General features: G+C 71.1%; 28 protein-coding genes. 1 reads left to right on the forward strand and 27 read right to left on the reverse strand.

Going from position 1 to position 25,499, the window contains the following annotated elements; translation table 11 throughout:
• Positions 1 to 48: 48 nt before the first annotated feature.
• From HNR02_RS00910 to rpsB, 5 genes are all read right to left on the reverse strand, one after another.
• On the reverse strand, positions 49 to 930 hold the full coding sequence (locus tag HNR02_RS00910; RefSeq protein WP_179771332.1) for a phosphatidate cytidylyltransferase: 882 nt from the start codon (positions 928 to 930) through the stop codon (positions 49 to 51).
• Positions 931 to 1,488 (reverse strand): ribosome recycling factor, encoded by a 558-nt coding sequence (frr, locus tag HNR02_RS00915; RefSeq protein ID WP_179771333.1) that lies wholly within the window; start codon positions 1,486 to 1,488, stop codon positions 931 to 933.
• Between the two features lie 43 nt (positions 1,489 to 1,531).
• Positions 1,532 to 2,281, reverse strand: coding sequence for a UMP kinase (gene pyrH, locus HNR02_RS00920; RefSeq protein ID WP_179771334.1), 750 nt, complete (start codon positions 2,279 to 2,281; stop codon positions 1,532 to 1,534).
• A 104-nt stretch (positions 2,282 to 2,385) separates the two neighbouring features.
• Positions 2,386 to 3,213, reverse strand: a complete 828-nt coding sequence (gene tsf, locus HNR02_RS00925; protein ID WP_179771335.1) for a translation elongation factor Ts — start codon at positions 3,211 to 3,213, stop codon at positions 2,386 to 2,388.
• Positions 3,214 to 3,280: 67 nt separating this feature from the next.
• A complete protein-coding gene (rpsB, locus tag HNR02_RS00930; RefSeq protein WP_179771336.1) occupies positions 3,281 to 4,105 on the reverse strand; it encodes a 30S ribosomal protein S2 in 825 nt (274 codons plus the stop codon).
• 402 nt (positions 4,106 to 4,507) lie between these two features.
• Between rpsB and HNR02_RS00935 the strand changes: the two genes are divergently transcribed.
• Positions 4,508 to 5,206: a M23 family metallopeptidase gene (locus HNR02_RS00935; protein WP_376772812.1), complete on the forward strand. Its 699-nt coding sequence runs from the start codon at positions 4,508 to 4,510 to the stop codon at positions 5,204 to 5,206.
• A gap of 9 nt (positions 5,207 to 5,215) precedes the next feature.
• On the opposite strand, the gene HNR02_RS35210 is transcribed toward HNR02_RS00935, so the two are convergent.
• From HNR02_RS35210 to HNR02_RS01045, 22 genes are all read right to left on the reverse strand, one after another.
• Positions 5,216 to 6,253 (reverse strand): FliA/WhiG family RNA polymerase sigma factor, encoded by a 1,038-nt coding sequence (locus HNR02_RS35210; protein WP_376772920.1) that lies wholly within the window; start codon positions 6,251 to 6,253, stop codon positions 5,216 to 5,218.
• Positions 6,254 to 6,485: 232 nt separating this feature from the next.
• Positions 6,486 to 7,478 (reverse strand): tyrosine recombinase XerC, encoded by a 993-nt coding sequence (locus HNR02_RS00945; RefSeq protein WP_179771337.1) that lies wholly within the window; start codon positions 7,476 to 7,478, stop codon positions 6,486 to 6,488.
• 70 nt (positions 7,479 to 7,548) lie between these two features.
• Positions 7,549 to 8,688 (reverse strand): DNA-processing protein DprA, encoded by a 1,140-nt coding sequence (dprA, locus tag HNR02_RS00950; protein ID WP_179771338.1) that lies wholly within the window; start codon positions 8,686 to 8,688, stop codon positions 7,549 to 7,551.
• 228 nt (positions 8,689 to 8,916) lie between these two features.
• Positions 8,917 to 10,428, reverse strand: a complete 1,512-nt coding sequence (locus HNR02_RS00955; protein ID WP_179771339.1) for a YifB family Mg chelatase-like AAA ATPase — start codon at positions 10,426 to 10,428, stop codon at positions 8,917 to 8,919.
• Entirely contained in the window at positions 10,428 to 10,802 is a 375-nt protein-coding gene (locus HNR02_RS00960; RefSeq protein ID WP_179771340.1) for a YraN family protein, read from the reverse strand. Before HNR02_RS00960 ends, HNR02_RS00955 begins: the two co-directional genes overlap by 1 nt.
• A 233-nt stretch (positions 10,803 to 11,035) precedes the next feature.
• A complete protein-coding gene (locus tag HNR02_RS00965; protein ID WP_167098488.1) occupies positions 11,036 to 11,359 on the reverse strand; it encodes a DUF2469 domain-containing protein in 324 nt (107 codons plus the stop codon).
• A complete protein-coding gene (locus tag HNR02_RS00970) occupies positions 11,356 to 12,135 on the reverse strand; it encodes a ribonuclease HII (protein WP_179775640.1) in 780 nt (259 codons plus the stop codon). Before HNR02_RS00970 ends, HNR02_RS00965 begins: the two co-directional genes overlap by 4 nt.
• Before the next feature lie 53 nt (positions 12,136 to 12,188).
• Complete coding sequence (gene lepB / locus HNR02_RS00975; RefSeq protein ID WP_179771341.1) at positions 12,189 to 13,121, reverse strand: signal peptidase I; 933 nt, start codon at positions 13,119 to 13,121, stop codon at positions 12,189 to 12,191.
• A 31-nt stretch (positions 13,122 to 13,152) separates the two neighbouring features.
• The gene (gene rplS, locus HNR02_RS00980) at positions 13,153 to 13,512 is read right to left on the reverse strand and encodes a 50S ribosomal protein L19 (RefSeq protein ID WP_179771342.1); all 360 of its coding nucleotides are present in this window, start codon (positions 13,510 to 13,512) and stop codon (positions 13,153 to 13,155) included.
• A 144-nt stretch (positions 13,513 to 13,656) separates the two neighbouring features.
• Positions 13,657 to 14,412: a tRNA (guanosine(37)-N1)-methyltransferase TrmD gene (gene trmD / locus HNR02_RS00985; RefSeq protein WP_179771343.1), complete on the reverse strand. Its 756-nt coding sequence runs from the start codon at positions 14,410 to 14,412 to the stop codon at positions 13,657 to 13,659.
• Positions 14,413 to 14,433: 21 nt separating this feature from the next.
• Positions 14,434 to 14,952 carry a ribosome maturation factor RimM gene (gene rimM / locus HNR02_RS00990; RefSeq protein WP_179771344.1) on the reverse strand — a complete coding sequence of 173 codons (519 nt, stop codon included), beginning with the start codon at positions 14,950 to 14,952 and terminating at the stop codon, positions 14,434 to 14,436.
• 7 nt (positions 14,953 to 14,959) lie between these two features.
• The gene (locus HNR02_RS00995; protein WP_179771345.1) at positions 14,960 to 15,199 is read right to left on the reverse strand and encodes an RNA-binding protein; all 240 of its coding nucleotides are present in this window, start codon (positions 15,197 to 15,199) and stop codon (positions 14,960 to 14,962) included.
• Positions 15,196 to 15,621: a 30S ribosomal protein S16 gene (gene rpsP / locus HNR02_RS01000; protein ID WP_179771346.1), complete on the reverse strand. Its 426-nt coding sequence runs from the start codon at positions 15,619 to 15,621 to the stop codon at positions 15,196 to 15,198. The genes HNR02_RS00995 and rpsP overlap by 4 nt, the downstream gene beginning before the upstream one ends.
• Before the next feature lie 175 nt (positions 15,622 to 15,796).
• Positions 15,797 to 16,582, reverse strand: coding sequence for a CPBP family intramembrane glutamic endopeptidase (locus HNR02_RS01005; protein ID WP_179771347.1), 786 nt, complete (start codon positions 16,580 to 16,582; stop codon positions 15,797 to 15,799).
• Positions 16,583 to 16,644: 62 nt separating this feature from the next.
• The gene (locus tag HNR02_RS01010; RefSeq protein ID WP_179771348.1) at positions 16,645 to 17,397 is read right to left on the reverse strand and encodes a CPBP family intramembrane glutamic endopeptidase; all 753 of its coding nucleotides are present in this window, start codon (positions 17,395 to 17,397) and stop codon (positions 16,645 to 16,647) included.
• A 294-nt stretch (positions 17,398 to 17,691) separates the two neighbouring features.
• A complete protein-coding gene (locus HNR02_RS01015; protein ID WP_179771349.1) occupies positions 17,692 to 18,756 on the reverse strand; it encodes an amidohydrolase family protein in 1,065 nt (354 codons plus the stop codon).
• Positions 18,757 to 20,286, reverse strand: coding sequence for a signal recognition particle protein (ffh, locus tag HNR02_RS01020; protein ID WP_179771350.1), 1,530 nt, complete (start codon positions 20,284 to 20,286; stop codon positions 18,757 to 18,759). It abuts the gene before it with no gap.
• A gap of 78 nt (positions 20,287 to 20,364) precedes the next feature.
• The gene (locus HNR02_RS01025) at positions 20,365 to 21,228 is read right to left on the reverse strand and encodes a hypothetical protein (protein WP_179771351.1); all 864 of its coding nucleotides are present in this window, start codon (positions 21,226 to 21,228) and stop codon (positions 20,365 to 20,367) included.
• The gene (locus tag HNR02_RS01030; RefSeq protein ID WP_179771352.1) at positions 21,225 to 21,524 is read right to left on the reverse strand and encodes a YciI family protein; all 300 of its coding nucleotides are present in this window, start codon (positions 21,522 to 21,524) and stop codon (positions 21,225 to 21,227) included. The genes HNR02_RS01025 and HNR02_RS01030 overlap by 4 nt, the downstream gene beginning before the upstream one ends.
• Before the next feature lie 298 nt (positions 21,525 to 21,822).
• Positions 21,823 to 22,680, reverse strand: coding sequence for a non-homologous end joining protein Ku (gene ku, locus HNR02_RS01035; RefSeq protein WP_312861133.1), 858 nt, complete (start codon positions 22,678 to 22,680; stop codon positions 21,823 to 21,825).
• Between the two features lie 62 nt (positions 22,681 to 22,742).
• Positions 22,743 to 23,093: a hypothetical protein gene (locus HNR02_RS01040; protein WP_312860864.1), complete on the reverse strand. Its 351-nt coding sequence runs from the start codon at positions 23,091 to 23,093 to the stop codon at positions 22,743 to 22,745.
• Positions 23,094 to 23,148: 55 nt separating this feature from the next.
• Positions 23,149 to 25,452: a [protein-PII] uridylyltransferase gene (locus tag HNR02_RS01045; RefSeq protein ID WP_179771354.1), complete on the reverse strand. Its 2,304-nt coding sequence runs from the start codon at positions 25,450 to 25,452 to the stop codon at positions 23,149 to 23,151.
• Positions 25,453 to 25,499 lie beyond the last annotated feature (47 nt).

Below are 25,499 nucleotides of genomic sequence, written 5' to 3' on the forward strand. Positions count from 1 at the left end.
GCAAGCTGCTCAGGCGGTGAGGCGGCTCCGCCGCCGGAAACACGTGCGTCAATGCAAGAACGCCGAGAGCAGCAGGAACGACACGACCGCGGACGGCAGCAGCGAGTCCAGCCGGTCCATCAGCCCGCCGTGCCCCGGCAGCATCGTGCCCATGTCCTTGATTCCCAGGTCCCGCTTCATCAGCGACTCCACGAGATCGCCCAGTGTCGCGGTCAGCACGATCGCGACACCGAACACCACGCCCTGCCATACGTGCCCGTCGAGCAGCAGTGTCAGCGTCAGCGAACCCGCCACGACGCCCGCGATCAGCGAACCGCTGAAACCCTCCCAGGTCTTCTTCGGGCTGATCGACGGCGCCATCGGGTGCTTGCCCTTGAGGACACCGGCGATGTAACCGCCGGTGTCGGACGCGACGACCCCGATGAGGAACGCCAGCACCCGCCCCACCCCGTCGGCGGGCGGCACCAGCATCGCCGCGAACGCGCCGAACAACGGCAGGTACGCGGCCGTGAAGACGGACGCGCTGGTGTCCCGCAGGTAGCCGACCGGTCCACCGGGCAGCCGCCACAGCAGGCACGCCAGCACGGTGACCGCGAACGCGATCAGCGCACCCCGGTACCCGAACGGCCACGCCAGCCAGATCATCGCCTGGCCGCCGAGCAGCAACGGGACCAGCGCGAGCCGGATCTGGGCCGCGCGCCGCAGCGCCTGCGCGAACTCGTACGTGCCGACCGCGATCGCCGCCGCGATGATCCCGATGAACAGGTACCGCACGGTGAGCAGCGACACCAGGATCGCAGCACCCAACAGCAGCCCGACACCGATCGCCGCGGGGAGGTTACGGCCCGCCCGCGACGTTTTCTTGGCCGGTTCGGCCGGTTCCGGAGAAGCCATCGGGGCCTTCTCGCGCTCTTCGCTCACCTGGGGCATTCAGACCTCGAGCAGCTCGGTTTCCTTGTGTTTCACGAGCTCATCGACCTTCGCCACGTAGTTGTCGGTGAGGTGCTGCAGTTCCTTCTCCGCGCGCGCGACCTCGTCCTCGCCCGCCTCGCCGTCCTTGGCGATGCGGTCGAGCTCTTCCTTGGACTTGCGGCGGACCCCGCGGATGTGGACCTTGGCGTCCTCACCCTTGGACTTGACGGTCTTGACCATCTCCTTGCGCCGCTCCTCGGTGAGCTGCGGGATGGTGATCCGGATGATCTGGCCGTCGTTGGACGGGTTGACACCCAGGTCGGACTCGCGGATGGCCTTCTCGATCGCGCCGAGCTGGCTCTGGTCGTAGGGCTTGACGATGACCATGCGGGCTTCGGGGATGTTGACGCCCGCCACCTGGTTCAGGGGCATCGACGACCCGTAGGCCTCGACCATGACGCGGGCGAACATGCTCGGGTTGGCCCGGCCGGTCCGCACCGACGACAGATCCTCCTTGGCGAAGGACACCGCTTTTTCCATCTTCTCCTCGGCGTCGAGGAGGGTCTCGTCGATCACGGCTACTCCCGTTGTGTCTGCTGTTGTTCCGGTCCACCCGCGGTCAGGCGCTGGGCCCCGACCCGGGGGTGCTCACCAACGTGCCGATCCTCTCACCACGCACCGCCCTCGCGATGTTCCCCTCGGTCAGGAGGTTGAACACGATGATCGGCATGTTGTTGTCCATGCAGAGGCTGAAGGCGGTGGCGTCAGCGACCTTGAGCCCGCGCTCGAGCACCTCGCGGTGGCTGATCTCGTCGAACATCTTGGCGCTCGGGTCGCTCTTCGGGTCCGCGGTGAAGACACCGTCCACGGCCTTGGCCATGAGCACGGCCTCGCAGCCGATCTCCAGCGAACGCTGGGCGGCCGCGGTGTCGGTGGAGAAGTAGGGCATCCCGGTGCCCGCGCCGAAGATCACGACGCGGCCCTTTTCGAGGTGCCGTTCGGCGCGCCGCGGGATGTAGGGCTCGGCGACCTGGCCCATGGTGATGGCGGTCTGCACGCGGGTGGGCACGCCCTCCTTCTCCAGGAAGTCCTGGAGGGCGAGGGAGTTCATGACGGTGCCGAGCATGGCCATGTAGTCGGCCCGGTCGCGGTCCATGCCGCGCTGCGACAGCTCGGCGCCGCGGAAGTAGTTGCCGCCGCCGATGACGACGGCCATCTGGACACCGGTGCGGACGACGTCCGCGATCTGGGCGGCCACGGAGTGCACGACGTCGGGGTCGAGGCCGAGTGCTCCCCCGCCGAACATCTCGCCACCGAGTTTCAGCAGCACCCGCCGGTAGCCACCGTCGGCTCGTTTCGCCTCGCCCATGTCCGCCTCCGCCCGCTCGGGTGCCGCTTGTAGACCCTGCCTTCGCGAGTGTGCCCCGTCCCCGTGACCACGGAGACGGGGCACGCTCACGTCATGCCGTCGTGTTACGGCTGGCCGACCTCGAACCGGGCGAACCGGGTGACGGTCACGCCGGCCGCGTCGAGCAGCGCCTTGACGGTCTTCTTGTTGTCCAGCACCGACGGCTGCTCAAGCAGCACGTTGTCCTTGTAGAACGCGTTGACCTTGCCCTCGATGATCTTGGACAGGGCCTGCTCGGGCTTGCCTTCGGCCCGGGCGGTCTCCTCGGCGATGCGGCGCTCGTTCTCGACCGTCTCCGAGGGGACCTCGTCACGGGTCAGGAACTTGGGCCGCAGTGCCGCGATCTGCAGCGCGGCGTTGCGGGCCGCCTCGGCGGCGCCGTCACCCTCGCCGTTGTACTCGACCAGGACGCCGACCGCCGGGGGCAGGTCGGTGCCGCGGCGGTGCAGGTACGTCGCGACCGTGCCGTCGAAGGTCACCACGCGGCGCAGGACCAGCTTCTCGCCGATCTTGGCGGCCAGCTCCTGCACGGTGTCGCCGACGGACTTGCCGCCCTCGAGCTCGGCGGCGGACAGCTTCTCGATGTCGTCGGTCTGCAGGGTCTGCGCGACCTTGACGATCTTGTTCGCCAGCTCCTGGAACTGCTCGTTCTTCGCGACGAAGTCGGTCTCGGAGTTGATCTCGATCAGCACGCCGCCGTCACCGGCGACGAGGCCCTCGGCGGTGGCGCGCTCGGCACGCTTGCCGACGTCCTTCGCGCCCTTGATGCGCAGGAACTCAACGGCCTTGTCGAAGTCGCCGTCGCTCTCTTCGAGCGCCTTCTTGCAGTCCATCATGCCGGAGCCGGTGAGCTCGCGGAGACGCTTGACGTCCGCCGCGGTGTAGTTCGCCATCGTGCGTTGTCCGTTCCCTTCGAAAAGTCTGCGGGCCGCGCTCAGGGACGCGGCGGTGTCAGGAGTTTCAGGAGGCGGTGGTCTGCTCGGCCGGGGCCTCGGAGTTCTTGAGCAGCGCCTGCTCCCACTCCGGCAGCGGCTCGTCCGACACGCCCGGCTCGGGCTTGTCCTGGCCCTCGGCGGCGGGGGCGGAGCCGTTGCGGCCGGAGCGGGCCATCAGGCCTGCCGCGGCGGCCTCGGCGACCACCTTGGTGAGCAGCGCGGCCGACCGGATCGCGTCGTCGTTGCCCGGGATCGGGTAGTCGACCTCGTCCGGGTCGCAGTTGGTGTCCAGCACCGCGACGACCGGGATGTTGAGCTTGCGCGCCTCGCCGACGGCGATGTGCTCCTTCTTGGTGTCCACGATCCAGACGGCGCTGGGCACCTTCTGCATGTCGCGGATACCGCCCAGGGTCTTCTCCAGCTTGTCCTTCTCGCGGGTCAGCGTGAGGATCTCGCGCTTGGTCAGCCCCTGGAAGCCGCCGGTCTGCTCCTGGGCCTCGAGCTCCTTGAGGCGCAGCAGGCGCTTGTGGACGGTCTGGAAGTTGGTCAGCATGCCGCCGAGCCAGCGCTGGTTGACGAAGGGCATGCCCACGCGCTGCGCCTCGCGGGCGATCGCCTCCTGGGCCTGCTTCTTCGTGCCGACGAACATGATGGTGCCGCCGTGCGCGACGGTTTCCTTGATGAACTCGAAGGCACGGTCGATGTAGCTCAGCGTCTGCTGCAGGTCGATGATGTAGATGCCGTTGCGCTCGGTGAGGATGTAGCGCTTCATCTTCGGGTTCCAGCGGCGGGTCTGGTGCCCGAAGTGCACGCCGGAATCGAGCAGCTGCTTCATGGTGACGACGGCCATGGCCGGATTCGCACCTCTTCTGTGTTGCGCGTGCCCTGCCGGGCACGCTGGCCGGTTTTGTCGCCGTCGGCCGGGTGGCCGGCGACCCTGGTGCAGTGCCGGTGCCCGAACCCCGTGCTGTGCGCGGGGACCGCCGGGCGCCGTGTGGTTCCGCTCCCCTCGGCGAACACCTTCGGGAGGGAGACGTGCACGTACACGCGAAGTCGACCTGTCATGACAGGCCGCGCGAACAGTGTACGCCCTGGCGGCGCGGGGTTCACCACGGGCAAGGCATGGGCGGCGCGGGCCCGTGCCTCGTCCTCGTGCCTGTCCGCTGCTTCACACGGAACCCGGCAGGCGAGTTGTCCACAGACGGCGCGAGTTGTCCACAGATTTCGTTCGGCCCCGTTGCGTGGGGTGATCATGCGTCACGCTGAGGTGGTGATCGTGATGATGCGCCGGGTGCTGGTGACCGTGCTGGCTGGTGCCTTCCTGATGGCCATGGCACCCGTGGGCGAGGCGCTGGGGAGGGCCTTGCCTGGCCGGGTGACAGCGGCAGAGCCCAGCGACGCCGCGCCGCCTGGGCCGGTGTGGCCAGAAGGCGCCGCGCGTGCCGTGATGCCCGCGGGCGCGGATGTGACCGCGGCCGCGCTGCCTGTGGGTGCCGATCCCACCGCGACCACGCTGCCGGTGAGGGAGCGGGAGCCGCGGTTCGGGTGGCCGTTGTCGCCACGGCCGACGGTCGTGCGGGCGTTCCAGGCGCCGTCCGGGCCCTACGGTCCGGGTCATCGCGGTGTCGACCTGGCCGCGGCGCCCGGTCAGCAGGTACTCGCCGCCGGGCCGGGCGTGGTGGTGTTCGCGGGCATGGTCGCGGGCCGTGGCGTGATCTCGGTCGACCACGACGGTGGCCTCCGGACGACCTACGAGCCGGTCACGCCGACCGTGCCGGCGGGGACGCAGGTGTGGCAGGGCCAGCCGATCGGGCTCGTGGTGCCCGGGCATCCGGGATGTCCGGCGGACGCGTGCCTGCACTGGGGTGTCCGCCGCGGCGAGGAGTACCTGAACCCGCTCGCCCTGATCCGGACCGAGTCACGGATCCGGTTGAAGCCCTGGACGGGGTGACCCGTCTGGTCAGACGCCGGCCTGCTCGGTGAGCCGCGCACGGAGTCGCAGGACCGCGCGGGTGTGCAGCTGGCTCACCCGCGATTCCGTGACGCCGAGGACCCGGCCGATTTCGGCGAGGGTGAGACGCTCGAAGTAGTAGAGGCTCACCACGATCCGGTCGCGCTCGGTCAGCTGCGCGATGGCGTCGGCGAGCTGGCGGCGGTTGTCGCGGTCGACGAGGACGGCCACGGGGTCGACGGCGTCGTCGTCGGGCAGGGTGTCGACCAGCGAACCGCTCTCCCGCCCGGCGGCCATCAGGTCCTCCAGCGCGACGACGCTGGTCAGCTGGAGCTGGCTGTACAGATCGCGAAGCTCGTCGAGGCTGATGCCCAGCTCCGTCGCGACCTCGGTGTCGGTCGGGGTGCGGCGCAGGCGGCCTCCCAGCCGTTCCAGCGCCCGCTCCACGTCGCGGGCCCGGCTGCGCACGACGCGGGGGACCCAGTCCTGGGACCGCAGATCGTCGAGGATCGCGCCGCGGATGCGCTGCATCGCGTAGGTCTCGAAACGCAGACCGCGCTCGGGTTCGAACTTCTCGATCGCGTCGATCAGCCCGAAGATGCCCGACTGGATCAGGTCGCTGACGTCGACGTGCGTCGGCAGCCCGGTGCCGACCCGGCCGGCCACGTACTTCACCAGCGGCGCGTAGTGCAGGGTGAGCCGCTCGCGCAGCCGCTGCTCGGGGCGCTCCCGGAACTCCCGCCAGACCGCGTGGATGACCGAGTCCACGTCACCGGAGCTGCGCGCCGGGGTTCCGGACGTGCTGCCGGACCCGGCCCGCTCGGCGCCGCCCCGGGGCCGGGCGCCCTCCGGCGTGGATGCGGTGGCTCCGTCGGACACCGCCTGGCCGCCTGCGGCAGCGGTCTCGCCACCGCTGGGCACGGGCTGGTCACGGGCACCCGCGCCGTTCGCCGGAGCGGTCCGCTCCCCATCCGCGAGCGGGGCCGGCTGACCGCCCGCCGACGCGGCCGACTGACCGTCCGCAGGCGTGATCGGCTGCCCGCCCACAGGCCGGGTCGACTGCCCCACCGCGGGCACGGTCGACTGCCCCACCGCGGACGGGGTCGGTTGCCCGTCGGCGGGCAGGGGCGGCTGCCCATCCGCGTCGGGGGCGGAGCGGGCGTCGGTCCCGCGCAGGTCGGCTGTCACACGGGAACCGTTCTCGGCGGCGGGCTCAGATCGTTCTCCGGGCTCGTACGGGGCGGGCGGTGTCAACGATCCTGCCTGCCGTCCTCCGAGGTCATCGGGATCGGGGGTGGGCTTGGTCATGGATCGCCTTCAACCGCTCGACGGTCACGTGGGTGTAAAGCTGTGTCGTGGCAAGCGTAGCGTGACCGAGCAGCTCCTGAACGCTGCGAAGGTCGGCACCGCCCTCCAGCAGGTGCGTTGCCGCGGTGTGCCGCAGTCCGTGCGGCCCCATGTCGGTCGCCGAAGGCATCGTTTCGAGAGCCTCGTGCACCGTCCGCCGCACGGTGCGCGGGTCCAGCCGCCCACCCCGCACGCCCAGGAACAACGCGCTCGAATGCGGCTCCGCCACCGCTCCGGCCATCGCCGGGCGGCCGCCGTCCAGCCAGCTCCGCACAGCCCGGTCCGCGGGCGTCCCGAACGGCACCATCCGCTCCTTGCCGCCCTTGCCGAGCACACGGACCAGCCGGCGCCCGAAGTCCACGTCGTCGACGTCGAGACCACACAGCTCGGACACCCGCACCCCGGTCGCGTAGAGCAGTTCGAGAACGGCGTGGTCCCTCAGCGCGACCGGCTCGTGCTGGGCGGCGCCACTGCTCGCGGCACCCAGCACGTCCTCCGCCTCGTCCGGCCGGAGCACCGGCGGCAGGGTCCGGTGCACCCGCGGCGCCACGAGCTTCGCTCCCGGATCGTGGTCGAGCGCGCCGTGGCGGCGGGCCCACGCGGTGAAGGTGCGCGCCGAGGCCGCGCGGCGCGCCAACGTGGTCCGTCCCGCGCCCGCGTTGCGCTGGTCCGCGAGCCACGACCGGAGCGCGCCGATGTCCAGCCCCTGGAGCGCGGGGGTCTCCGGCGCCGCCTCCGCGCTGTGCAGGAACCCGAGCAGGGACACGACATCGCCCACGTACGCCCGGACCGTGTGGGGGGACAGTCCCCGTTCGAGCCCGAGGTGCCGTTCGTACTCGTCGACCAGGCTCCCGGCGGCGCGCGGCAGGGCGTCCCGGAGGGCGTGCAGGTCGGCCCTGCGACCTCGAGATTCCCGTGCGGACATGGTTGTTCACGCTGCGCGAAGGGGCCCGTGTGGTCAAGCATCGCCACACCGGCAGCAGATGACGATCGCATCACCTCCCGGCCTTGCCGCGCCAGCCGCTGTCGCAGCGGACGGCGAGGTCGTCGAGTTCGAGGGCGGGCAGCAGCCCCCGCACCCGGGTGACCGGCACCCCGGATTCGGCGGCGATCTGCTCGGCCGACTTGCCCTCGCGTCTGTGGAGCGCGTCGTGGACACGCAGGGCGTCCGGGCCCAGCACGTCGGTCGGCCGCTGGGAGCGGACCCTCTCCGGGCGGGGCGTGCCGAGCCTGCCCACGGTCTCGATCACGTCCTCGACCGAGGCGACCAGCGTGGCTCCGGCGTCGCGGAGCAGCTCGTGACAGCCGATCGACATCGCGGAGGTGACCGGGCCGGGGACGGCCATGACGACCTTGCCGAGCGCGCCTGCCGTGGTCGCGGTGTTGCGAGCGCCGCTGCGCCTGCCGGCTTCCACTACTACGGTGCCCTCGCTCAGGGCCGCGATGAGGCGGTTGCGGACCAGGAAGCGGTGGCGGGCGGGAGGCGTGCCCGGCGGGTACTCGCTCACGACGAGGCCGCCGGTCTCCGCGATCTTGTCGAGCAGCACGACGTGACCCGCGGGATAGCCGGCGTCGAGACCGCACCCCAGCAGCGCCACGGTCGTGCCCCGCGCGGCGAGAGCTCCGCGGTGGGCGGCGCCGTCGATGCCGTAGGCGGCTCCGGAGAAGACCGGCACGCCCTGACGGGCCAGCGAGTTGGCGAAGTCGCCGGCGACGTGCTCGCCGTAACCGGTGGCCGCCCGCGATCCGACGATCGCCACGGCCTGCGCGGTGGCGTCGTCGAACCGGGCCGAGCCACGCACCCACAACGCGAGCGGCGGGGCCACGCCTTGGACGCCACGACTGGCGGCGAGTTCGAGGGACAGGAGCGGCCAGCCGGGCCAGTCGTCGTCCTCCGGGATGAGCAGCCGCATGCCGAGGCGTTCGCCTTCGTCGAGGTCACGCTGGGCCAGGTCCAGGTCGCGGCGGGCTTCTGTCTCGTCACGGACCCGACCGGAACACTCACCGGCGCGGATCGCTTTCGCGGCCTCGAGGGGGCCGCGCCGCGTCACGAAGTCGGCGACCGCGGGAGCGGGCGGCTCGGCGACGCGGAGCAGGTAGGCGCGGGCCAGGCGCACGGCGGTGAGATCAGGCATCGCCATCTCCGGGTGCGGTCGCTGGGGCGCTCGACGACCACCGAAGCGGTCGGTTCGGCGACCGCCGGGCCGGGGGCGGCACGACGACCATGGGGGCGGGTCGCTCGGCCATGGGGTGGGGGTCCGTACGAGTGACGTGCTCGGCGGCGTCGATTGGTATCGCGTTCTTCCTCGCGAGCCGTGGCTTCGTCGGTGGGAGTGCGCCCGGTAGCGAGCGTTGTGGGGTGGTCATGCCGCTCTCCGGTCACGGAATTCGAGGGCCGCGGCCACGTGGTCGGGAGCCGGCTCGTCGGCTTCGGCGAGGTCGGCAAGTGTCCAGGCGATGCGCAGACAACGGTCGGCTCCGCGGGCTGTCAGCGCGCCGCGTTCGAGGCTGCGGTCCAGCAGGGCGGTCGTCGCGTGGGGGAGGGCGAACTCGCGGCGCAGGGTGGGGCCGGGGACTTCCGCGTTGGTCTTCCAGCCCTGTTCGCTCCACCGGGCGGCGGCGCGGTCGCGGGCGGCCAGGACGCGTTTGCGCACCACCTCCGTCGGTTCGGGTTCGCCGGCTTCATGGGCACTCATCGCGGTCATCGGGCGCAGGCGGACCCGCAGGTCGACGCGATCGAGCAGCGGACCGGACAGGCGGCTGAGGTACCGGCGGCGCTCGGTCGGGGAACACGAGCAGTCCGACTCCCGTGGTGGGGCGCACGGACACGGGTTGGTGGCCATGACGAGCTGGAACCGCGCCGGGTAATTGACCGAGCCGCGGGCACGGGCGATGCGGACCTCACCCTCCTCCAGCGCGGTGCGCAGGGAGTCCAGGCGCTGCGCACCGAACTCGGCCGCCTCGTCCAGGAACAACACCCCGCGGTGGGCCTGACTGATCAGCCCGGGCGCGGCGATGCCGGCACCGCCACCGACCAGAGCGGCTTCGGAGACCGAATGGTGTGGCGCGACGAACGGCGGCACCTTGATGAGCGGATCGGTCGACGAGAGCGCGCCATGCACGGAGTGCACCGCGGTGACCTCGAGCGACTCCTCCGGACCGAGCAACGGCAGGAGACCGGGCAGCCGCTTGGCCAGCATCGTCTTGCCGACGCCGGGCGGTCCGGACATCAGCAGGTGGTGACCGCCGGCCGCCGCCACCTCGAGAGCCCAGCGGGCCTCCGGTTGCCCCACGACGTCGGCGAGGTCCAGCGACTCCGGCGGCTCGCCCTCGACCGGCGGGCCCGGCCGGGCGAGCGCGTTCTCACCCTCCAGCCACGCCACGACATCCCGCAGGCGGGCCGCGCCGAAGACCTCCAGGCCGTCCACCAGTGCTGCCTCGACGAGCGAATGCGACGGGACGACCGCCCGCTTCACCCCGGCGTTGCGTGCCGCGAGCAGGCCGGGCAGAACGCCGCGGATCTCCCGCACCCGGCCGTCGAGGGCCAGTTCGCCCAGCAGCACCGTGCCGAGCAGGCGGGTGGCCGGGACCTTGCCCGCGGAGGCGAGGATGGCGACCGCGATGCCCAGGTCGTAGCCCGAGCCGAGTTTGGGCAGGTTCGCCGGGAACAGTCCGAGCGTGAGCTTGTCCTCGGGCCACTGCTGACCGGAGTTGCGGATGGCCGACCGGACCCTGTCCTTCGCCTCGCGCAGGCCCGCGTCGGGCAGCCCGACCATCTTGACCCCCGGCAGGCCCCCGCCCAGATCGGCCTCGATCTCGACCAGTTTGCCCTCCAGGCCCACGAGCGCGACCGACCAGGCACGTCCGATGGGCATCAGAACGCTCCCGGAATGTGCCGGACCCGGGCCTCGCCACCCGGCTCGGAGTACACCGCGACGACGTCGAAGCGGAGGCGGCACCAGCCGACGCGGTGCACGCTGAGCCACTGGCCCGCGAGGCGGCGGATGCGGGCGATCTTGTCCTCGGTGACCGCCTCCGCCGGATCGCCGAAGCTGTCGCGGGTGCGGGTCTTGACCTCGCAGATGACCAGGGTGCGGCCGTCGGTGAGGACGAGGTCGAGTTCGCCCTGGCGGCAGCGCCAGTTCCGGGACAGCACGACGAAGCCGAGCTTGCGCATGTGCCGTGCTGCGATCTCCTCGCCCTTGCGGCCGAGTGTCAGGTGGCGGGCAGGTCTTGCCGCGGTGGTCATGGCTGGTCCCCCAGGTCTGTCGGTCGTTCACTCCTTCGACCGTGCCAGGACCTGCGGTTTCCCCGACAGACCGAGTTCCCGCACCTGTGGACAAGTGGGGTCATGTGGACAACCACGGGCGATCGCGGCCCGGTGCGCCGAAACTGTCGGACCCCTCTGGTACGGGGCCGCGGGCACGAAAAACGGGACGCCCCGCGTGGGGACGTCCCGTTCGTTGCCCTGGTTCGACGGGGTCAGCCGGAGAAGGGACCCTCCTCGGGCAGTCTCAGCTCCGGCTTCTCCAGCTCCTCGACGTTGACGTCCTTGAAGGTGATGACCCGGACGTTCTTCACGAACCGGGCGGGCCGGTACATGTCCCACACCCACGCGTCGGACATGCGGACCTCGAAGTAGACGTCTCCCCCACTGTCCCTGACCTGCACGTCCACGGCGTTGGCCAGGTAGAACCGCCGCTCGGTCTCCACCACGTACGAGAACTGGCTGACGATGTCGCGGTACTCGCGGTACAGCGACAGCTCCATCTCCGTCTCGTACTTTTCGAGATCCTCTGCGCTCATGAAATCCGCGCCCCTCCTCGCGAGTTCGACCGGTCTCCGGCGGCGGAACTCCCATTCTGAACCACGGTGCCCTCCAGAGCACGTACCGGAGCATCGGACTGCCCCAGCGCAGCAGCGGTCAGCATGACCTTCCGCGGGGGCCGCAGCCCGTGCACGGCCGCCGCCGCTGCCACGTTGGTGTACGACCAACGGTGTACCTCACAGGGCCCGTGTTCGACGAGCGCCGCGCCGTGGTCCACCGTGGTGTACCCCTTGTGCACATCGAATCCGTAGACCGGGTACTTCTCGTGTGTCTCCGCCATGATGCGGTCGCGCGTCACCTTCGCCAGCACCGAGGCCGCCGCCACGCACGCGACAGCCCGGTCCCCTTTGATCACGGGCACGCTCGGCGCGGGCAGGCCGGGCACCTTGAAACCGTCCGTCAGCACGTAACCAGGGCACTCCCGCAACCCGGCGACCGCCCGGCGCATGCCCTCGATGTTGGTCACGTGGATACCGAGCTGATCCACCTCTTCGGGTGAGATGACGACGATCTTGTAGTCCACCGCCCGCGCCAGGACGCGGTCGTACACCCGCTCCCTGGCCAGTGCGGTGAGCAGCTTCGAGTCGTTCAGCTCGGCCAGCCGGGCCGCGTCACCGGGCTTGAGCACACACGAAGCCACGACCAGCGGGCCCGCGCAGGCCCCGCGTCCGGCCTCGTCGACCCCGGCCACCGGGCCGAGACCCCGCCGGTCCAGCGCCGACTGCAGACTCCACGCCGTCTCACCCCGGACGATCGCCCTGGGCGGGCGGAACGAGGCCAAGACCGCCGAAGATCTACCCAACCTGGTTACCGCTTTCGCTCGACCGCCTCGCGCACCTTCGAGCCCAGCCGCCGCCCGCCCCACACGACGGGCCACGCGGCGGCGAAACCGAACCCGAGCGGGACGCCTTCCTGCCACGACGGGGCGCTCATCGAGAGCGCGACCGGCTGGGCGTCGGCCTGCGGGTTGTGGTCACTGACCCCGCCCCAGCGGCCCGGCGGCAGCACGATGATCCTGGCCTTTCCGATGATGTTGTCCACCGGAACCGCCCCGCGGACACCCCCGCCGCCCTGGCAGCGTGAATCACACGAGTCGTTGCGGTTGTCGCCCATCACCCAGACATACCCATCCGGCACTGTCACCGGATCGAAGGACATCTGCCGGTCATCCTCCGGATTTTCCCAGTGGATGTAGGGCTCGTCCAGCGCCTTGCCGTCCACGACCACCCGGTTCTGGGCGTCGCAGCACTGCACGGTCTGGCCACTGGTGGCCACGATCCGCTTGACGAAGTCGCGCTCGTCCGGCGGCGCCAGTCCGAACACCGAGCCGATGTTCTGGAAGAAGCGCACCACCGCGTTGTCCGAGCGCTGGGTCGCGACCTCGTTCTCGACCCAGGGCTCGGGTCCCTTGAACACCACGACGTCACCCGGTTCCGGATCGGTGAAGTCGTAGGTGATCTTGTCGACCAGCACCTTGTCGCCGTAGCACCCGGTGCAGCCGTGCAGCGTCGTTTCCATCGATCCCGAAGGAATCGTGTAGACCCGCGCCAGGAACTGCTGGAACACAAAGGCCAGAACCAGCGCCACCACGATCAGAATCGGCAGCTCGACCCAGAACGACCGCTGTTTCCTGGGTTTCCGGCGACGCCGTTTCCCCTTTGCGCCGTCTTCGGCGCTCTCGTCCGGATCGGGGCGTTCGGGCTCGTCCTCAGCGGCGCTGGAGGGCACAGGTTCGACCACTTCGCCAGGCTATCGGAGAATGTCCGGCAGCTCAGGACGCGGTGGGGGCCTCGCGGCGCTCCTTGATCTTGGCGGCCTTGCCGCGCAGCTCACGCAGGTAGTAGAGCTTGGCGCGCCGCACGTCACCGCGCTTGTGCACCTCGATCTTCGCGATGTTCGGCGTGTGCAGCGGGAAAGTGCGCTCGACGCCGACACCGAACGAAACCTTGCGCACGGTGAAGGTCTCGCGGATGCCGCCACCCTGGCGGCGGATCACGACGCCCTGGAAAACCTGAACACGCTCACGGTTTCCCTCGATGACGCGAACGTGCACCTTCAGCGTGTCACCTGGGCGGAAGTGCGGGATGTCGGAACGCAGCGACTGAGCGTCCAGGGCGTCCAGGGTGTTCATCGGGAGTCCGTCCTCGTCCTTCGTCTGTGGCAGTCATCCGAGCACGCGCACGCTCACTTCGGCAGGCGACCCGGGGGCTTGTGGCAGGCACGCACCAGTGGCACGGCCAACCTGTCAAGTATTGCAGACGCGTCCCCGGCCGGATCACCCGGCCTGCCGCTGCTCCGACCGGACACGGTCGAGCACGGCGAGATCGCGCTCGTCCAGCGTACCTTCCGGCAGCAGGCCGAGGAGATCCGGGCGGCGCAGCACGGTGCGCTCCAGTGCCTGGTCGCGCCGCCAGCGGTCGATCAGCGCGTGGTTGCCGGACCGCAGGACCTCGGGCACGGACAACTCACGCCACACCTCGGGGCGCGTGTAGCTGGGGCCTTCGAGCAGGCCGTCGGAGAACGAGTCCTGCTCGGCCGACACGGGGTTGCCCAGCACGCCGGGCAGCAGCCGGACGGCGGCCTCGACCATCACCAGCACCGCGGCCTCACCGCCGACCAGGACGTAGTCACCGATGGACACCTCGTCGACCGGCATGCGGCGCGCGGCATCGTCGATCACCCGCTGGTCGATGCCCTCGTAGCGGCCACAGGCGAACACCAGGTGCTGCTCGCGGGCGTACGACTGTGCCACTTCCTGCGTGAACGGACGGCCCGCCGGTGTGGGCACGACCAGGCGGGTGTCCGGTCCGCAGACCGCGTCCAGCGCGTCGCCCCACACCTGGGGCTTCATGACCATGCCGGGACCGCCGCCGTACGGCGCGTCGTCGACGGCGCGGTGCACGTCGTGGGTCCAGTCCCGCAGATCGTGCACCCCGACCTCGATCAGCCCGCGCTCGATGGCGCGGCCCAGCAGCGCGGCCCGCAGCGGGTCCAGGTACTCGGGGAAGATGGTGACGACGTCGATCCGCACGGCGCGAGCGTAACCAGCCCGTCAGCCGGCGTCGTCGAGCAGGCCCTCGGGCGGATCGAGCACGACCCGGCCGCCCTGCACGTCCACCACCGGGACGATGGCCTGCACGAACGGCACGAGAACGGTGCGGCCGCCGCGGTCGAGCGCGAGCAGCTCGCCACCCGGAGCGTGCACGACCTCCTGCACGGTGCCGACGACCTCGCCGTCGCCCAGTTCGGCGCGCAGACCTTCGAGCTCGTGGTCGTAGAACTCGTCCGGATCGTCGGAGGGTGGCAGATCGGCGGTGTCGGCGAGCAGCAGGGCGCCGCGCAGGGCCTCGGCGGCCTCGCGCGTGACGACCTGCTCGAAAGTGACCAGCAGCCGCCCGCTGTGGGGGCGGGCGGCTGCGATGGTCAACGGGCGTGTGGTGCCGTCGCGGAACCGCGCGGTCACCGTCACGCCGTCGCGGAAGCGCTCCCCGGGCGAGTCGGTCCGGATGTCCACGGCGAGTTCACCGCGCACACCGTGGGCCTTGGCGACCCGCCCGACGACGACGTCCACGAAAGGGTCAGCGGTCGGTGTCGACGACGTCCACACGGACGCCGCGGCCACCGATGCCGCCCATGACGGTGCGCAGCGCGGTCGCGGTCCGGCCGCCACGGCCGATGACCTTCCCGAGGTCGTCCGGATGGACGTGGACCTCGAGGGTGCGGCCGCGGCGGGTGGTGATCAGGTCGACACGGACCTCGTCCGGGTTGTCGACGATCCCGCGCACCAGGTGCTCCAGGGAGTCGGCGAGGAAGCTCACGCCTCGTCCTTGGCCGCCTCGTCGTCGGCCTTTTTGGCCGGCTTCTTCTTCGGCGTGGTGGCCTCGTTGGCGGGCTCGTCACCGGCCGCCGCGAGGGCTGCGTTGAACAGCTCCTCCTTGCTCGGCTTCGGCGCGGCGGTCTTCAGCGTGCCCTCGGCACCCGGCAGGTTCTTGAACTTCTGCCAGTCACCGGTGATCTCCAGGATGCGCTGCACCGGCTCGGTCGGCAGCGCGCCCACACCCAGCCAGTACTGGGCGCGGTCGGAGTCGACCTCGATGAAGCTCGGCTCCGACTTCGGGTGGTACTTGCCGATCGTCTCGATGGCCTTGCCGTCCCGGCGGGTGCGCGCGTCGGCGACGATGATGCGGTAGTACGGCGCACGGATCTTGCCGAGGCGCTGGAGCTTGATCTTGACGGCCACGGTGTGTGGGTACTCCTTGGTTCTCTGCGGTGCTCGCGGGTGTCGGGTCACGATCCGTGTGGGGACACCGGACGAGAACCCGAAGCTTTCGGTCGCCACGGCATGGTGAGAGGGCCCTTGCCGCAGCAGGCAAGCGTCTATTCTGCCAGACCGCGTGAAGCGCCCTGCATCCGGCTCAGATGGCCATCACGCCGAGCGCGGTCAGCAGCATCGCCACGGCGGGGAGGAAGTTGTTCATCTGGTGGGCGACGATGCTGCCCAGCAGCCGCCCGGTGAACAGGCGCGCCAGACCGATCGGGATGGCGATCACCAGCAGCAGCGTCGTGCGCAGCGGTTCCAGGTGGCTGGCCGCGAACACCGCCGTGGACAGCAGGAACGCCGCGAGCCTCGCCCACTTCTCCTGGCCCCAGTGCAGGCGCTCGACCGCGCTCCACAGCAGGCCGCGGTAGATGATCTCCTCGCAGATCGGCCCCAGCAGCCACAGATAGGCGAACATGACGACGGCCGCGCTCACCGACATGGGTTGTTCTTCGACCAGCGCGCTGATCGCCGATCCGGCGTTGGCCTCGCCGACCGCCTGCGTCCAGACGAACGCGCTGACCGTGGTCAGCACCAGCCCGAACGTGCCGAGCTTGAGCCCGAGCTTCACGTCGTCCCAGTTCCACGACAGCCGCAGGTCCGTGAACGGCCCGTTGCCGCGGACCTGGGTGATGAGGATCGCGACCAGCGCGGCCAGTACGGTCGGCGCGATCGTGCCGATCAGCACGTCCCGCGCGGGCAGCGGCTGTCCGGGCGGCGCCGGGCCGAGGAGGACGCTGACGAACGCCGCCGACGCGAGCAGCACGGCCTCGACGACGAGGAACGCGCCGAAACCCCAGCGGTGCGTCGGGAAGGACGAAGCCGCCACGGGCAGTTCGGGTGGGTCGAGGTCGGAGACGGGCTCACCCGGAGTTGCCGTCACGCCGTTCCTCCCTGTCATCCTCGCCCAGTACCTACCGAGCCTAGTCGCCATGGTCGTTCGTCTCAGGACCCGGTGAACAGCAGCAACGCCGGGGCCAGGTTGTTCGCGGCGTGCGCAACGAAACTCGCCCCCACCCGGCCGGTGCGCCAGCGCGCGACGCCGATCACCAGTCCCTGCGCCAGCAGCGCCAGCGTGCGGGTCGGTTCGCCGTGCAGGTAGGCGAAGACCACGGCGGTGAGCACGAGGATCACCCACTGCGGGATCCGGTGGTGTTCGAGCGCACCCCACAGCGCGCCGCGCATCAGCAGTTCCTCCGCCATCGGGGTGGCGACCACGACGACGAGCGCGGCGAGGGCGAGCCACACGACGTCGTCGGAACCGCCGTCCTCGGCGAAGTCGGTGAGCGGGCTGCCGGAGACCCGGTCGGTGCCGTAGATGCCCAGCAGCACGAGGTTGACCAGATACCCGGCGAGCAGGGCGAGTACCCCGCAGGCCAGGCCGACCTTCACGTCACGCAGATCGGGCAACCAGCCGAAGTCGCCGCGCGGCCCGCTCCCCCAGCGCCGCGAGGCGAACAGCGGCGCGAGACCGAGCAGCAGGCCGGGCACGAACGCCAGCAGCAGCACCGGCCCGACGTCGAGCAGTTCGAGCGGGTCGACGCTCGCGCGCCCGGACCGCAGTGCCGTCATCACGACGGTGACGAGGTGGTACACGCCGAGACCGGCGAAGAACGCGACGAACCCCCAGTGGGCGCCGAGCACGAGCCGGGCGCGCGACGCTTCGCCGATGCCCCGGCCCACGCGCGACGATCCCATGTCGTTCAGGCTATGTGGCTGGACGCGATCGATCGACCCCGGGGCGTGAGCGGCCTCACCGCGGGCCGGTCCCGACCTCCACCTCCGAGCCGTCGCCGCGGGCAGTCGGCATGCGGCCGAAGACCGCCGGGTCGAGTGTGGTGACGTCGACCGTGGGTTCGCGGGTGGGCAGCCGTCCGCTGAACCAGTCGAAGTCGTGGCCTGCTCCCGCTGCGCGACCGGAACGGCGTACGGCAGACCCGGCGATCTGACGATCTTCACGAGACCATCTTGGTCTTCGAAGCGCCCTGGCCCTCAGCGGACGAGCGCGCCACGCAGGACGATGTGCCGTGGCGAACGCAGGGCGGACAGGTCCTCCCGCGGATCGGCGTCCAGGACGAGGAAATCGGCCGGGGCGCCCTCGCTCAGACCGGGGTGCCCGAGCCAGTCCCGCGCCGCCCACGAACCCGCCGCCAGCGCCTGCTCCGCCGTCATTCCCGCGCGGCGCAACGCCTCCAGCTCGTCCACGAGACGACCGTGCGCGATCATGCCGCCCGCGTCGCTGCCGGCGTAGACCGCGACACCGGCGTCGAGCGCGTTGCCGACCAGATCGCCCACGCGGGCGTGGAGCGCGCGCATGTGGTCGGCGTAGACCGGGTACTTGCCCGCCGCGTCGGCGATGCCGGGGAAATTCTCGATGTTGATCAGCGTCGGCACCAGGGCCGTGCCACGGCGGGCCATCTCGGCGAGCAGCGAGGTGTCCAGACCGGTTCCGTGCTCCAGGCAGTCGATACCGGCGTCGATCAGGCCGGGCAGGGCGTCCTCGCCGAACACGTGCGCGGTGACGCGGGCGCCTGCCTCGTGGGCGACCTTGATCGCCTCCGCGAGGACGTCGTCCGGCCACAGTGGAGCGAGATCACCCACCGAACGGTCGATCCAGTCACCGACCAGTTTCACCCATCCGTCGCCGTCGGCCGCCTGCTCGGCGACCGCGGCGGGCAACTGGTCCGGGTCCTCCAGGTCGAGGCCCAGCTTCGGGATGTACCGCTTGGGGCGCGCGAGGTGCTGCCCGGACCGGATGATCCGCGGCAGGTCGGCGCGCGCCTGCAACGGCCGGGTGTCGATGGGCTGACCGCAGTCGCGGATCAGCAGCGTGCCCGCGTCGCGGTCGGCCAGTGCGTTCGCCGCCGCGCCGTCGAGGTCGGTGGGACCGCCGGGCCCGATCGCCGGATGGCAGTGGGCGTCCACCAGCCCCGGCACGAGGAAACCCTCCGACACCAGGGTCGGCGCGCCCTCGACCGGCGAGAACGTGACCCTGCCGTCGGAGATCCAGACATCGCGCTGCCCGCCGTCGGGCAGCACCACCCCACGCAGGTGCATCTACTTGTTCTTCGGCAGCTTGAACTTCGACGGGTCGAAGCCGGGCACGTCGTTCATGCCGCCACCCAGCTGGGACAGGTCGGGCATGCCGCCACCGGCACCGCCGGGCGGGAGCATCGGCATGCCGCCGGGGAAGCCGCCACGCACCTTCGGCTGCGTCGGGCCCTTGCCCTTCTTCCCCTTCTTGCCCTTCTTGCGCTTGGTCGCGCTGCCACCGCCGCCGAACCCGAAGCGGCCCGCCATCTGCTGCATCATCTTGCGGGCTTCGAAGAACCGGTTGACCAGGTCATTGACCTCGCGTACCGAAACACCCGAGCCCTGCGCGATGCGGGAGCGGCGCGAGCCGTTGATCATCTTCGGATCGGCCCGCTCGGCGGGGGTCATGCCGCGGATGATCGCCTGGAGGCGGTCCAGGTGCTTGTCGTCGACGTTCGCGAGCTGGTCCTTCATCTGCCCGGCGCCGGGCAGCATGCCGAGCAGGTTGCCGATCGGGCCCATCTTGCGGACCGCGAGCATCTGCTCCAGGAAGTCTTCGAGCGTGAGCTGACCGGTGCCCAGCTTCGCCGCGGCCTTCTCGGCCTGGTCCTGGTCGAAAGCCTGCTCGGCCTGCTCGATCAGGGTGAGCATGTCGCCCATGCCGAGGATCCGGCTGGCCATCCGGTCCGGGTGGAAGGTGTCGAAGTCTTCGAGCTTCTCACCGTTGGACGCGAACAGGATCGGCTGACCGGTGACCTCGCGGACGGACAGCGCCGCGCCACCGCGGGCGTCGCCGTCGAGCTTGGTCAGCACCACACCGGTGAAGCCGACTCCGTCGCGGAATGCCTCCGCGGTGCTGACCGCGTCCTGACCGATCATCGCGTCGACGACGAACAGCGTCTCGTCCGGCTGCACGGCGTCGCGGATGTCGGCCGCCTGCTTCATCAGCTCCTCGTCGACACCCAGCCGTCCGGCGGTGTCGACGATGACGATGTCGTGCTGCGCGTGCTTGGCCTCGTCGATGCCGCGACGGGCGACGTCGACCGGGTCGCCGACGCCGTTGCCCGGCTCGGGCGCGAAGGTCTGCACGCCGGCCCGCTCGCCGACGACCTGCAGCTGCGTGACCGCGTTGGGGCGCTGGAGGTCACAGGCGACGAGTAGCGGCGCGTGTCCCTGCTTCTTGAGGAACATCGCGAGTTTGCCGGCCAGTGTCGTCTTACCGGAACCCTGCAGACCGGCGAGCATGATGACGGTCGGCGGGGTCTTGGCCAGGCTCAGGCGCCGGGTCTCGCCACCGAGGATGCCGATGAGCTCCTCGTTGACGATCTTGATGACCTGCTGCGCCGGGTTGAGGGCCTCGGAGACCTCGGCGCCCTTCGCGCGTTCCTTGACGTGCGCGATGAACTCCCGGACGACGGGCAGCGCGACGTCGGCCTCCAGCAGCGCGATACGGATCTCGCGCGCGGTGGCGTCGATGTCGGCGTCGGTCAGCTTCCCCTTGCCCCGCAGGTTCTGCAGGACCGAAGTGAGCCGGTCGGAGAGGGTGTCGAACACGGGTGTGCACGCTCCAGCTGGTCGTGGTTGTCCGCCTGCGGCGTCTCTCCAGGGTAGCCGCTGCTCACGGCCGGGCTGTCAGGCCTGCCGTTCCGCCAGCAGGCGCATGCCGCGTGGCTCCACGAGCACGACGCACGGCACCAGTTCGGTGGTGTCGTACTCCGAGGCCAGGGTCTGCTCGTGGATCGTCTCGGCCCAGCCCGAGTTCGCGCCGGCCACGAAGAGTTCGTCCGGGCAGGGCAGGCCGACCACCAGGCGCTCCTCGCCCAGGTTGCGGGCCATCTGCGCACCGAAGTCGTCCAGTGCCAGCGCGGATGCGGCCAGCCAGTCCTCGCGGGTCAGGTGCAGCAGGTCGCCGTGGTCGCCGCGGTGGCCGGTCACCCGCAGGCCGCGTTTGAGGTTCGCCGCGGCCTCGGCCATCAACCGCCCGAACGGCGGTGAGCCCATCTCCTGGTAGGCGTGCGTCGTGACGTGCCGCATACCGAGCGTGCCTCGCGGGGTGAGACCGACGTGCGCCAGTGCGACGGACAGCCGCCCCGGTACCAGCGGGTGGTGCGGGATCGAGCCCAGCACCTCGGCCTGCGGGGACGACGCGCTCCACAGCACCGGCATCAGTTCCGGTGCCGGCGCGGCCTTTTCCGCCAGCACGCGCTCGGCTTCGGCGAACGCCTCGTCCCAGCCGCCGGGGGCGGGACGCGGGAAGCTGTAGGTGTGCTCGGCGGTGGGGAAGGCGGTGGCCAGGAACCGGAGGTCGTCCCCGGACGGCTCCCATTCGCTGTAGACCGCGACGATGTCACCGGGCCGGACCTGCCGCTCCTGCCGGATCTGGAACCAGGCCTGACGCAGGGCGTCCTCCGCGCGGGTCGGGGCGCTCGCGATGACCGGATCGTCCTCGCCGCGCACCCGGAAGGCGACGAGGTTCTGCGTCACGTCCGTGTTCACGCGGCTCTCACCAGCCCGGCGAGCCCGGGGTGCACCCGGCCGACGTCGATCGTGGTGATCGAGTACTCGGCGACGCCCGCGCGAACGAACGGGTCCTCCGCCGTGATGCTCAGGACCGCGGCCCGGTCGACACCGCGGGCGAGGATCGCCCCGCCCTGGCCGGAGGGCACGGTCTGCCCGGATGCGATGAACGTGCCTGCGGCGTGGTGCCGTTCGAGGTACTCGACGTGACCGGCCACGTGCGGCTCCACGTCGGCCTCGGTCCCCAGGTACCGCAGGATCAGCAGATGCAGCATGCGCGACATCCAACCGCGCGAGGGGAAGTGCGGGTGGCCCGCCCCCTCGCCGGGCCACCCGCACGCCTCACGCCGCGGGCGCCGGTTCCCCGGCGCTCGCCGTACCCCCAGTCCCAGCGAGTTCCCCGGGACCCACGACGTGATGTCCCAAGACTGCCGGTTCCGGGAGCGGCTGGGCAGCGTGAAGACACCCAAGTAGCCCTAGGTAGATCTACTCGGATTTCCCGGCGGCCCGCCGCGGCGCGCACCGGTGTGACCCCGGTCTCCCGGGGTCATGACGCGGTTTTCCGCAAACTTTTCAGCGGGCGGATCTGGGCGCCGATCTGGCCTTCGATGACGCCTTGCGGGCACGGCCCTTCGCCTGGGACGCCTTCTTCGCGGCGGCTTTCGCCTTGGCCACGCCCTGGTCGGCGTCGGTCCGGTCCTGCGCGCTGTACTGCAGGGCCGCCAACAGCTCGGAGACGCCCTCGTCCTGGATGGCGGCCGTCGGGCGGACCACCTCGCGGCCCTCGACCTTCGCCTCGACCAGGTCCTCCAGCGCGGTCGCGTAGCCGTCCGTCAACGCGCCCGGTTCGAAATCGCCGGAGAGGTTTTCGATCAGGTTCGCCGCCGCCCGCAGCTCGGGCATGCGCACCTCGATGTCCTCGTGCAGGAACGGGAAGTCGGCGCGGCGGACCTCGCTGGGCCAGTGCATGGTGTCGAGCACGATCAGCTGGTCGCGGACCCGCAGCGCCCCCAGTGTCTCGCGCTGCCGGATCGCCACCTTCACCAGCGCGACCCGGCCCGCGGTCAGCAGCGCCTCGGCGAGCAGCACGTACGGTTTCGTCGCGGGCACCTCGGGTTCGAGGTAGTAGCTCTTGATGAAGTAGACCGGGTCGATCTGCGCGGGCGGGACGAACCCGACGACCTGGATCGAGTGAGCGCTTTCCGGCGCCAGCGAGGCCAGTTCCTCTTCGGACAGGATCACGACGTCACCGCCGGGCAGCGCGAAACCACGGCCCAGCTCCTCGGCCGGGATCTCGGCGCCGTCGACCTCGCAGACGCGCTGGAACCGCAGCCGTCCGCCGTCGGTGAGGTGGAGCTGGTGCAGGCCACTGCCGGGTTCCTCGGTGGCGCTGTAGGCCTTCACCGGGATGGCGAAACTGCCGACGCCGATCGTGCCCTTCTAGACCGTCCGCATCCCACCCACGCTAGTCAGGCGGAAACGTCGTTCAACTACTACAAACGGGTGTTCTCACCGGCGTTCGCGGCGACGTAGGCGGCCAGCGGTTCGCTCTCGCCGAGCGCGTCCGCCGAATAGCCGAACGCGGCGCCCGCCGCCTGGAGTATTTCCACCAGTGCGGCCATCTCCGCCGACGGCAGCGCCGCCAGCGCGCCGTAGCGGGCTTCGCCCATCCGCTCGGCGAGACCGGTCAACGTGCCGGACAGGTGCCGTTGCGCTCCGACGAGGTGTTTGAGCACGGTGACGATCTCGCCGAGGTCGGTTTCCGGTGCCCGGTCCAGCTCGGCGGCGCACGCCTCCAGGTGGGCCGCGGCGACCGTGAGCGGCAGGATCGTCGACTCGGGCACGAGCGACATCCTGCCAGCCCCGATCAAGAAATCCGCGGCGACACCCCGTAACGAGTCATGACGCCGCCGCGAGCACCGCCTGCTCGATCCGCTGCCGCCACGCCGCGTCGACCCGCCCGTCACGCGGCGAGACGGCGAAGGAGTCGACGACGGCCGCGCCGAGCGTGGCGACCTTGGCCCACTTCACCTCGGCGCCGCACGACTGCAGCGCGCCCGCCACCCGGTACAGCAGCCCGATCCGGTCGGTGGCCCGCAGCTCCAGCACGACCGTGTTCGGCCCGCTGGTCTCGTCGTCGAACCACAGCACCTTCGGTTCGGCCGCGACCCGGGTCGGCTGGTAGTCCCGTTCCTTCGCCGCGAGCTTCGCCTCCAGCGCGAGCCCGCCGGCGACCGCCCGCGCGAACTGTTCGCGCAGCAGCGCGGGATCGGGCAGCGATCCGAACTTCGGCGAGGCGGTGAAGATCCCCGCGCGTCCGCCGTCGTGACCGCGCAGCACGGCCGTGTGCACTTCGAGCAGGTGCAGGGCGAGCACCCCGGCGGCGGGGGCGAGCAGGTCCGCGCGGGCCGGTGCGGCCACCACGACCGTCGCGACCTTCCCGTCGGAGGTGATCAGCACTTCGCTGCGGCCGGCCGCCACCGCGGCCGTCACCAGTTCGCGGCGGCGCGCGTCGAGCGGTTCGGGCGGGCTGAACCCGTTGCCCTGCACGACCTGGCGGCACCGGCCGACCAGGTTGGCGACCAGCCCGGCCTTCCAGTCGGTCCACACGCCGGGTCCGGTGGCCAGCGAGTCGGCCTCGGTCAGGGCGTGCAGGAGTTCCAGCAGGACCACGTCGTTGTCGATGGTCTTGGCGACGCGCGCGATCGTGCCGGGCTCTTCGATGTCGCGCCGGGTCGCGGTGTGCGCGAGCAGCAGGTGGTGCCGCACCGCCGCCGACACGAGCGCGGTGTCGGCGGCCGGCAGCCCGATCCGCTGGGCGACCTGCAGCGAGATCGCCGCGCCCAGCTCGGAGTGGTCGGCTTCGCGGCCCTTCCCGATGTCGTGCAGCAACGCGGCCAGCAACAGCAGATCCGGCCGGGACACCGTGGTGGTGAGCTTCGCGGCCTCGACCGCGGTCTGCACGAGGTGCCGGTCGACGGTCCACGAGTGCACCGGCTCGCGCGGCGGCAGATCCCGCACCGCGCCCCATTCCGGGAACAGCCGCGCCCACAGGCCGGTGCGGTCCAGGGCCTCGACGGCGTCGATCAGGCCTTCGCCGGCGCCCAGCAGCTCGGTGAGCGAGTCACGCGCGTCGGCGGGCCACGGCGTGCGCAGCTCCGGCGCGGAATCGGCCAGCGCGCGCAGGGTGCCGTGCGAGATCGGCGCGCGGGTTCGCGCGGACGCCGCGGCGACGCGCAGCAGCAACGCGGGATCCTTGGCCGGGACGGCGTCACGGGCGAGCGCCACTTCGTTGCCGTGCAACACCACGCCGTCGTCCAGCGGGGTCCGGCTGGGGCGCCGTCCGAACCGCCCGCGTGGGGACTCCTCGGTGGCGCGCAACGCGACGTCCACCGCGTAGCCGACCGCCCGGCCCGCACCGGCGAGCTTGCGCGCCAACGTGAACCGGTCACCGAAACCCAGTTCGGCCGCGACCAGCTCACCGTCCACAGGGGACATCACGTCGCGGTCGCGACGCAGCTCGCGGCGCATCTCGGTGCGGACATCGAGCAGCAGCTCCCGTGCGGCCCGCAGCTCCTCACCGGGACGGTCGGTCAGCTGCGCGGCGGCGAGCGCCCCCAGCACGCCGAGGTCGCGCAGCCCGCCCCGGCCGTACTTGAGGTCGGGCTCGGCCGACTGGGCGATCTCGCCGCTGCGCTGCCAGCGTCGGCGGGTGGACTCGGCGAGCTCCGGCAGGCGCTTGCGGGCCGTACGGCGCCACTGGTCGCGCGCCGCCGTGGCGAGCCTGCCGGTCAGCTCGGCGTCACCGGCGATGTGGCGGGCGTCGAGCAGTCCCATCGCGGTCCGCAGGTCCTCCGAGGCGACCTGAAGCGCCTCCCCCGGCGTGCGGACCGAATGGTCGAGGCCGATGCGCGCGTCCCACAGCGGGTACCACAGCGCGTCGGCGATTCCGGCGACTTCCGGGTGCTGGTTGTGGACCAGGACCAGGTCCAGGTCCGAGAACGGCACGAGCTCACGGCGGCCGAGACCGCCGACGGCGACCAGCGCGACACCGGGTTGCGCGGTGTCCACGCCGGCCGCCGCGGCGGCCTTGCCGATCCAGAACTCGTACAGGTCCACCAGCGCGGCGCGCAGTGCGGACGCACTGTGCCGTCCGTCCAGCAACCGGTTCGCCGCCTTGGCGAGTTCCCCCCCGACGACCATCCGCTTCCCTACGTTGTGTTTCGAAGTGGCGGCGCCGCTTGCGGTGT

The organism is Amycolatopsis endophytica (assembly GCF_013410405.1).
Lineage (GTDB): Bacteria > Actinomycetota > Actinomycetes > Mycobacteriales > Pseudonocardiaceae > Amycolatopsis_E > Amycolatopsis_E endophytica.

Coding starts and splice junctions, on each gene's coding strand:
- HNR02_RS00935 (WP_376772812.1), top strand. CDS start 4,508: ATGCGTCACGCTGAGGTGGTGATCGTGATGATGCGCCGGGTGCTGGTG.
- pyrH (WP_179771334.1), bottom strand. CDS start 2,281: ATGGGCGAGGCGAAACGAGCCGACGGTGGCTACCGGCGGGTGCTGCTG.
- HNR02_RS00910 (WP_179771332.1), bottom strand. CDS start 930: ATGCCCCAGGTGAGCGAAGAGCGCGAGAAGGCCCCGATGGCTTCTCCG.
- tsf (WP_179771335.1), bottom strand. CDS start 3,213: ATGGCGAACTACACCGCGGCGGACGTCAAGCGTCTCCGCGAGCTCACC.
- rpsB (WP_179771336.1), bottom strand. CDS start 4,105: ATGGCCGTCGTCACCATGAAGCAGCTGCTCGATTCCGGCGTGCACTTC.
- HNR02_RS00955 (WP_179771339.1), bottom strand. CDS start 10,428: ATGCCCATCGGACGTGCCTGGTCGGTCGCGCTCGTGGGCCTGGAGGGC.
- HNR02_RS00960 (WP_179771340.1), bottom strand. CDS start 10,802: ATGACCACCGCGGCAAGACCTGCCCGCCACCTGACACTCGGCCGCAAG.
- rplS (WP_179771342.1), bottom strand. CDS start 13,512: ATGAACACCCTGGACGCCCTGGACGCTCAGTCGCTGCGTTCCGACATC.
- HNR02_RS01030 (WP_179771352.1), bottom strand. CDS start 21,524: ATGCTGCATCTGCTGATCCTGCGGTACCTGGGGACCGAGGCCGACGTG.
- HNR02_RS01015 (WP_179771349.1), bottom strand. CDS start 18,756: ATGCACCTGCGTGGGGTGGTGCTGCCCGACGGCGGGCAGCGCGATGTC.
- HNR02_RS01010 (WP_179771348.1), bottom strand. CDS start 17,397: ATGGGATCGTCGCGCGTGGGCCGGGGCATCGGCGAAGCGTCGCGCGCC.
- HNR02_RS00945 (WP_179771337.1), bottom strand. CDS start 7,478: ATGTCCGCACGGGAATCTCGAGGTCGCAGGGCCGACCTGCACGCCCTC.
- HNR02_RS00965 (WP_167098488.1), bottom strand. CDS start 11,359: ATGAGCGCAGAGGATCTCGAAAAGTACGAGACGGAGATGGAGCTGTCG.
- dprA (WP_179771338.1), bottom strand. CDS start 8,688: ATGCCTGATCTCACCGCCGTGCGCCTGGCCCGCGCCTACCTGCTCCGC.
- HNR02_RS01045 (WP_179771354.1), bottom strand. CDS start 25,452: ATGGTCGTCGGGGGGGAACTCGCCAAGGCGGCGAACCGGTTGCTGGAC.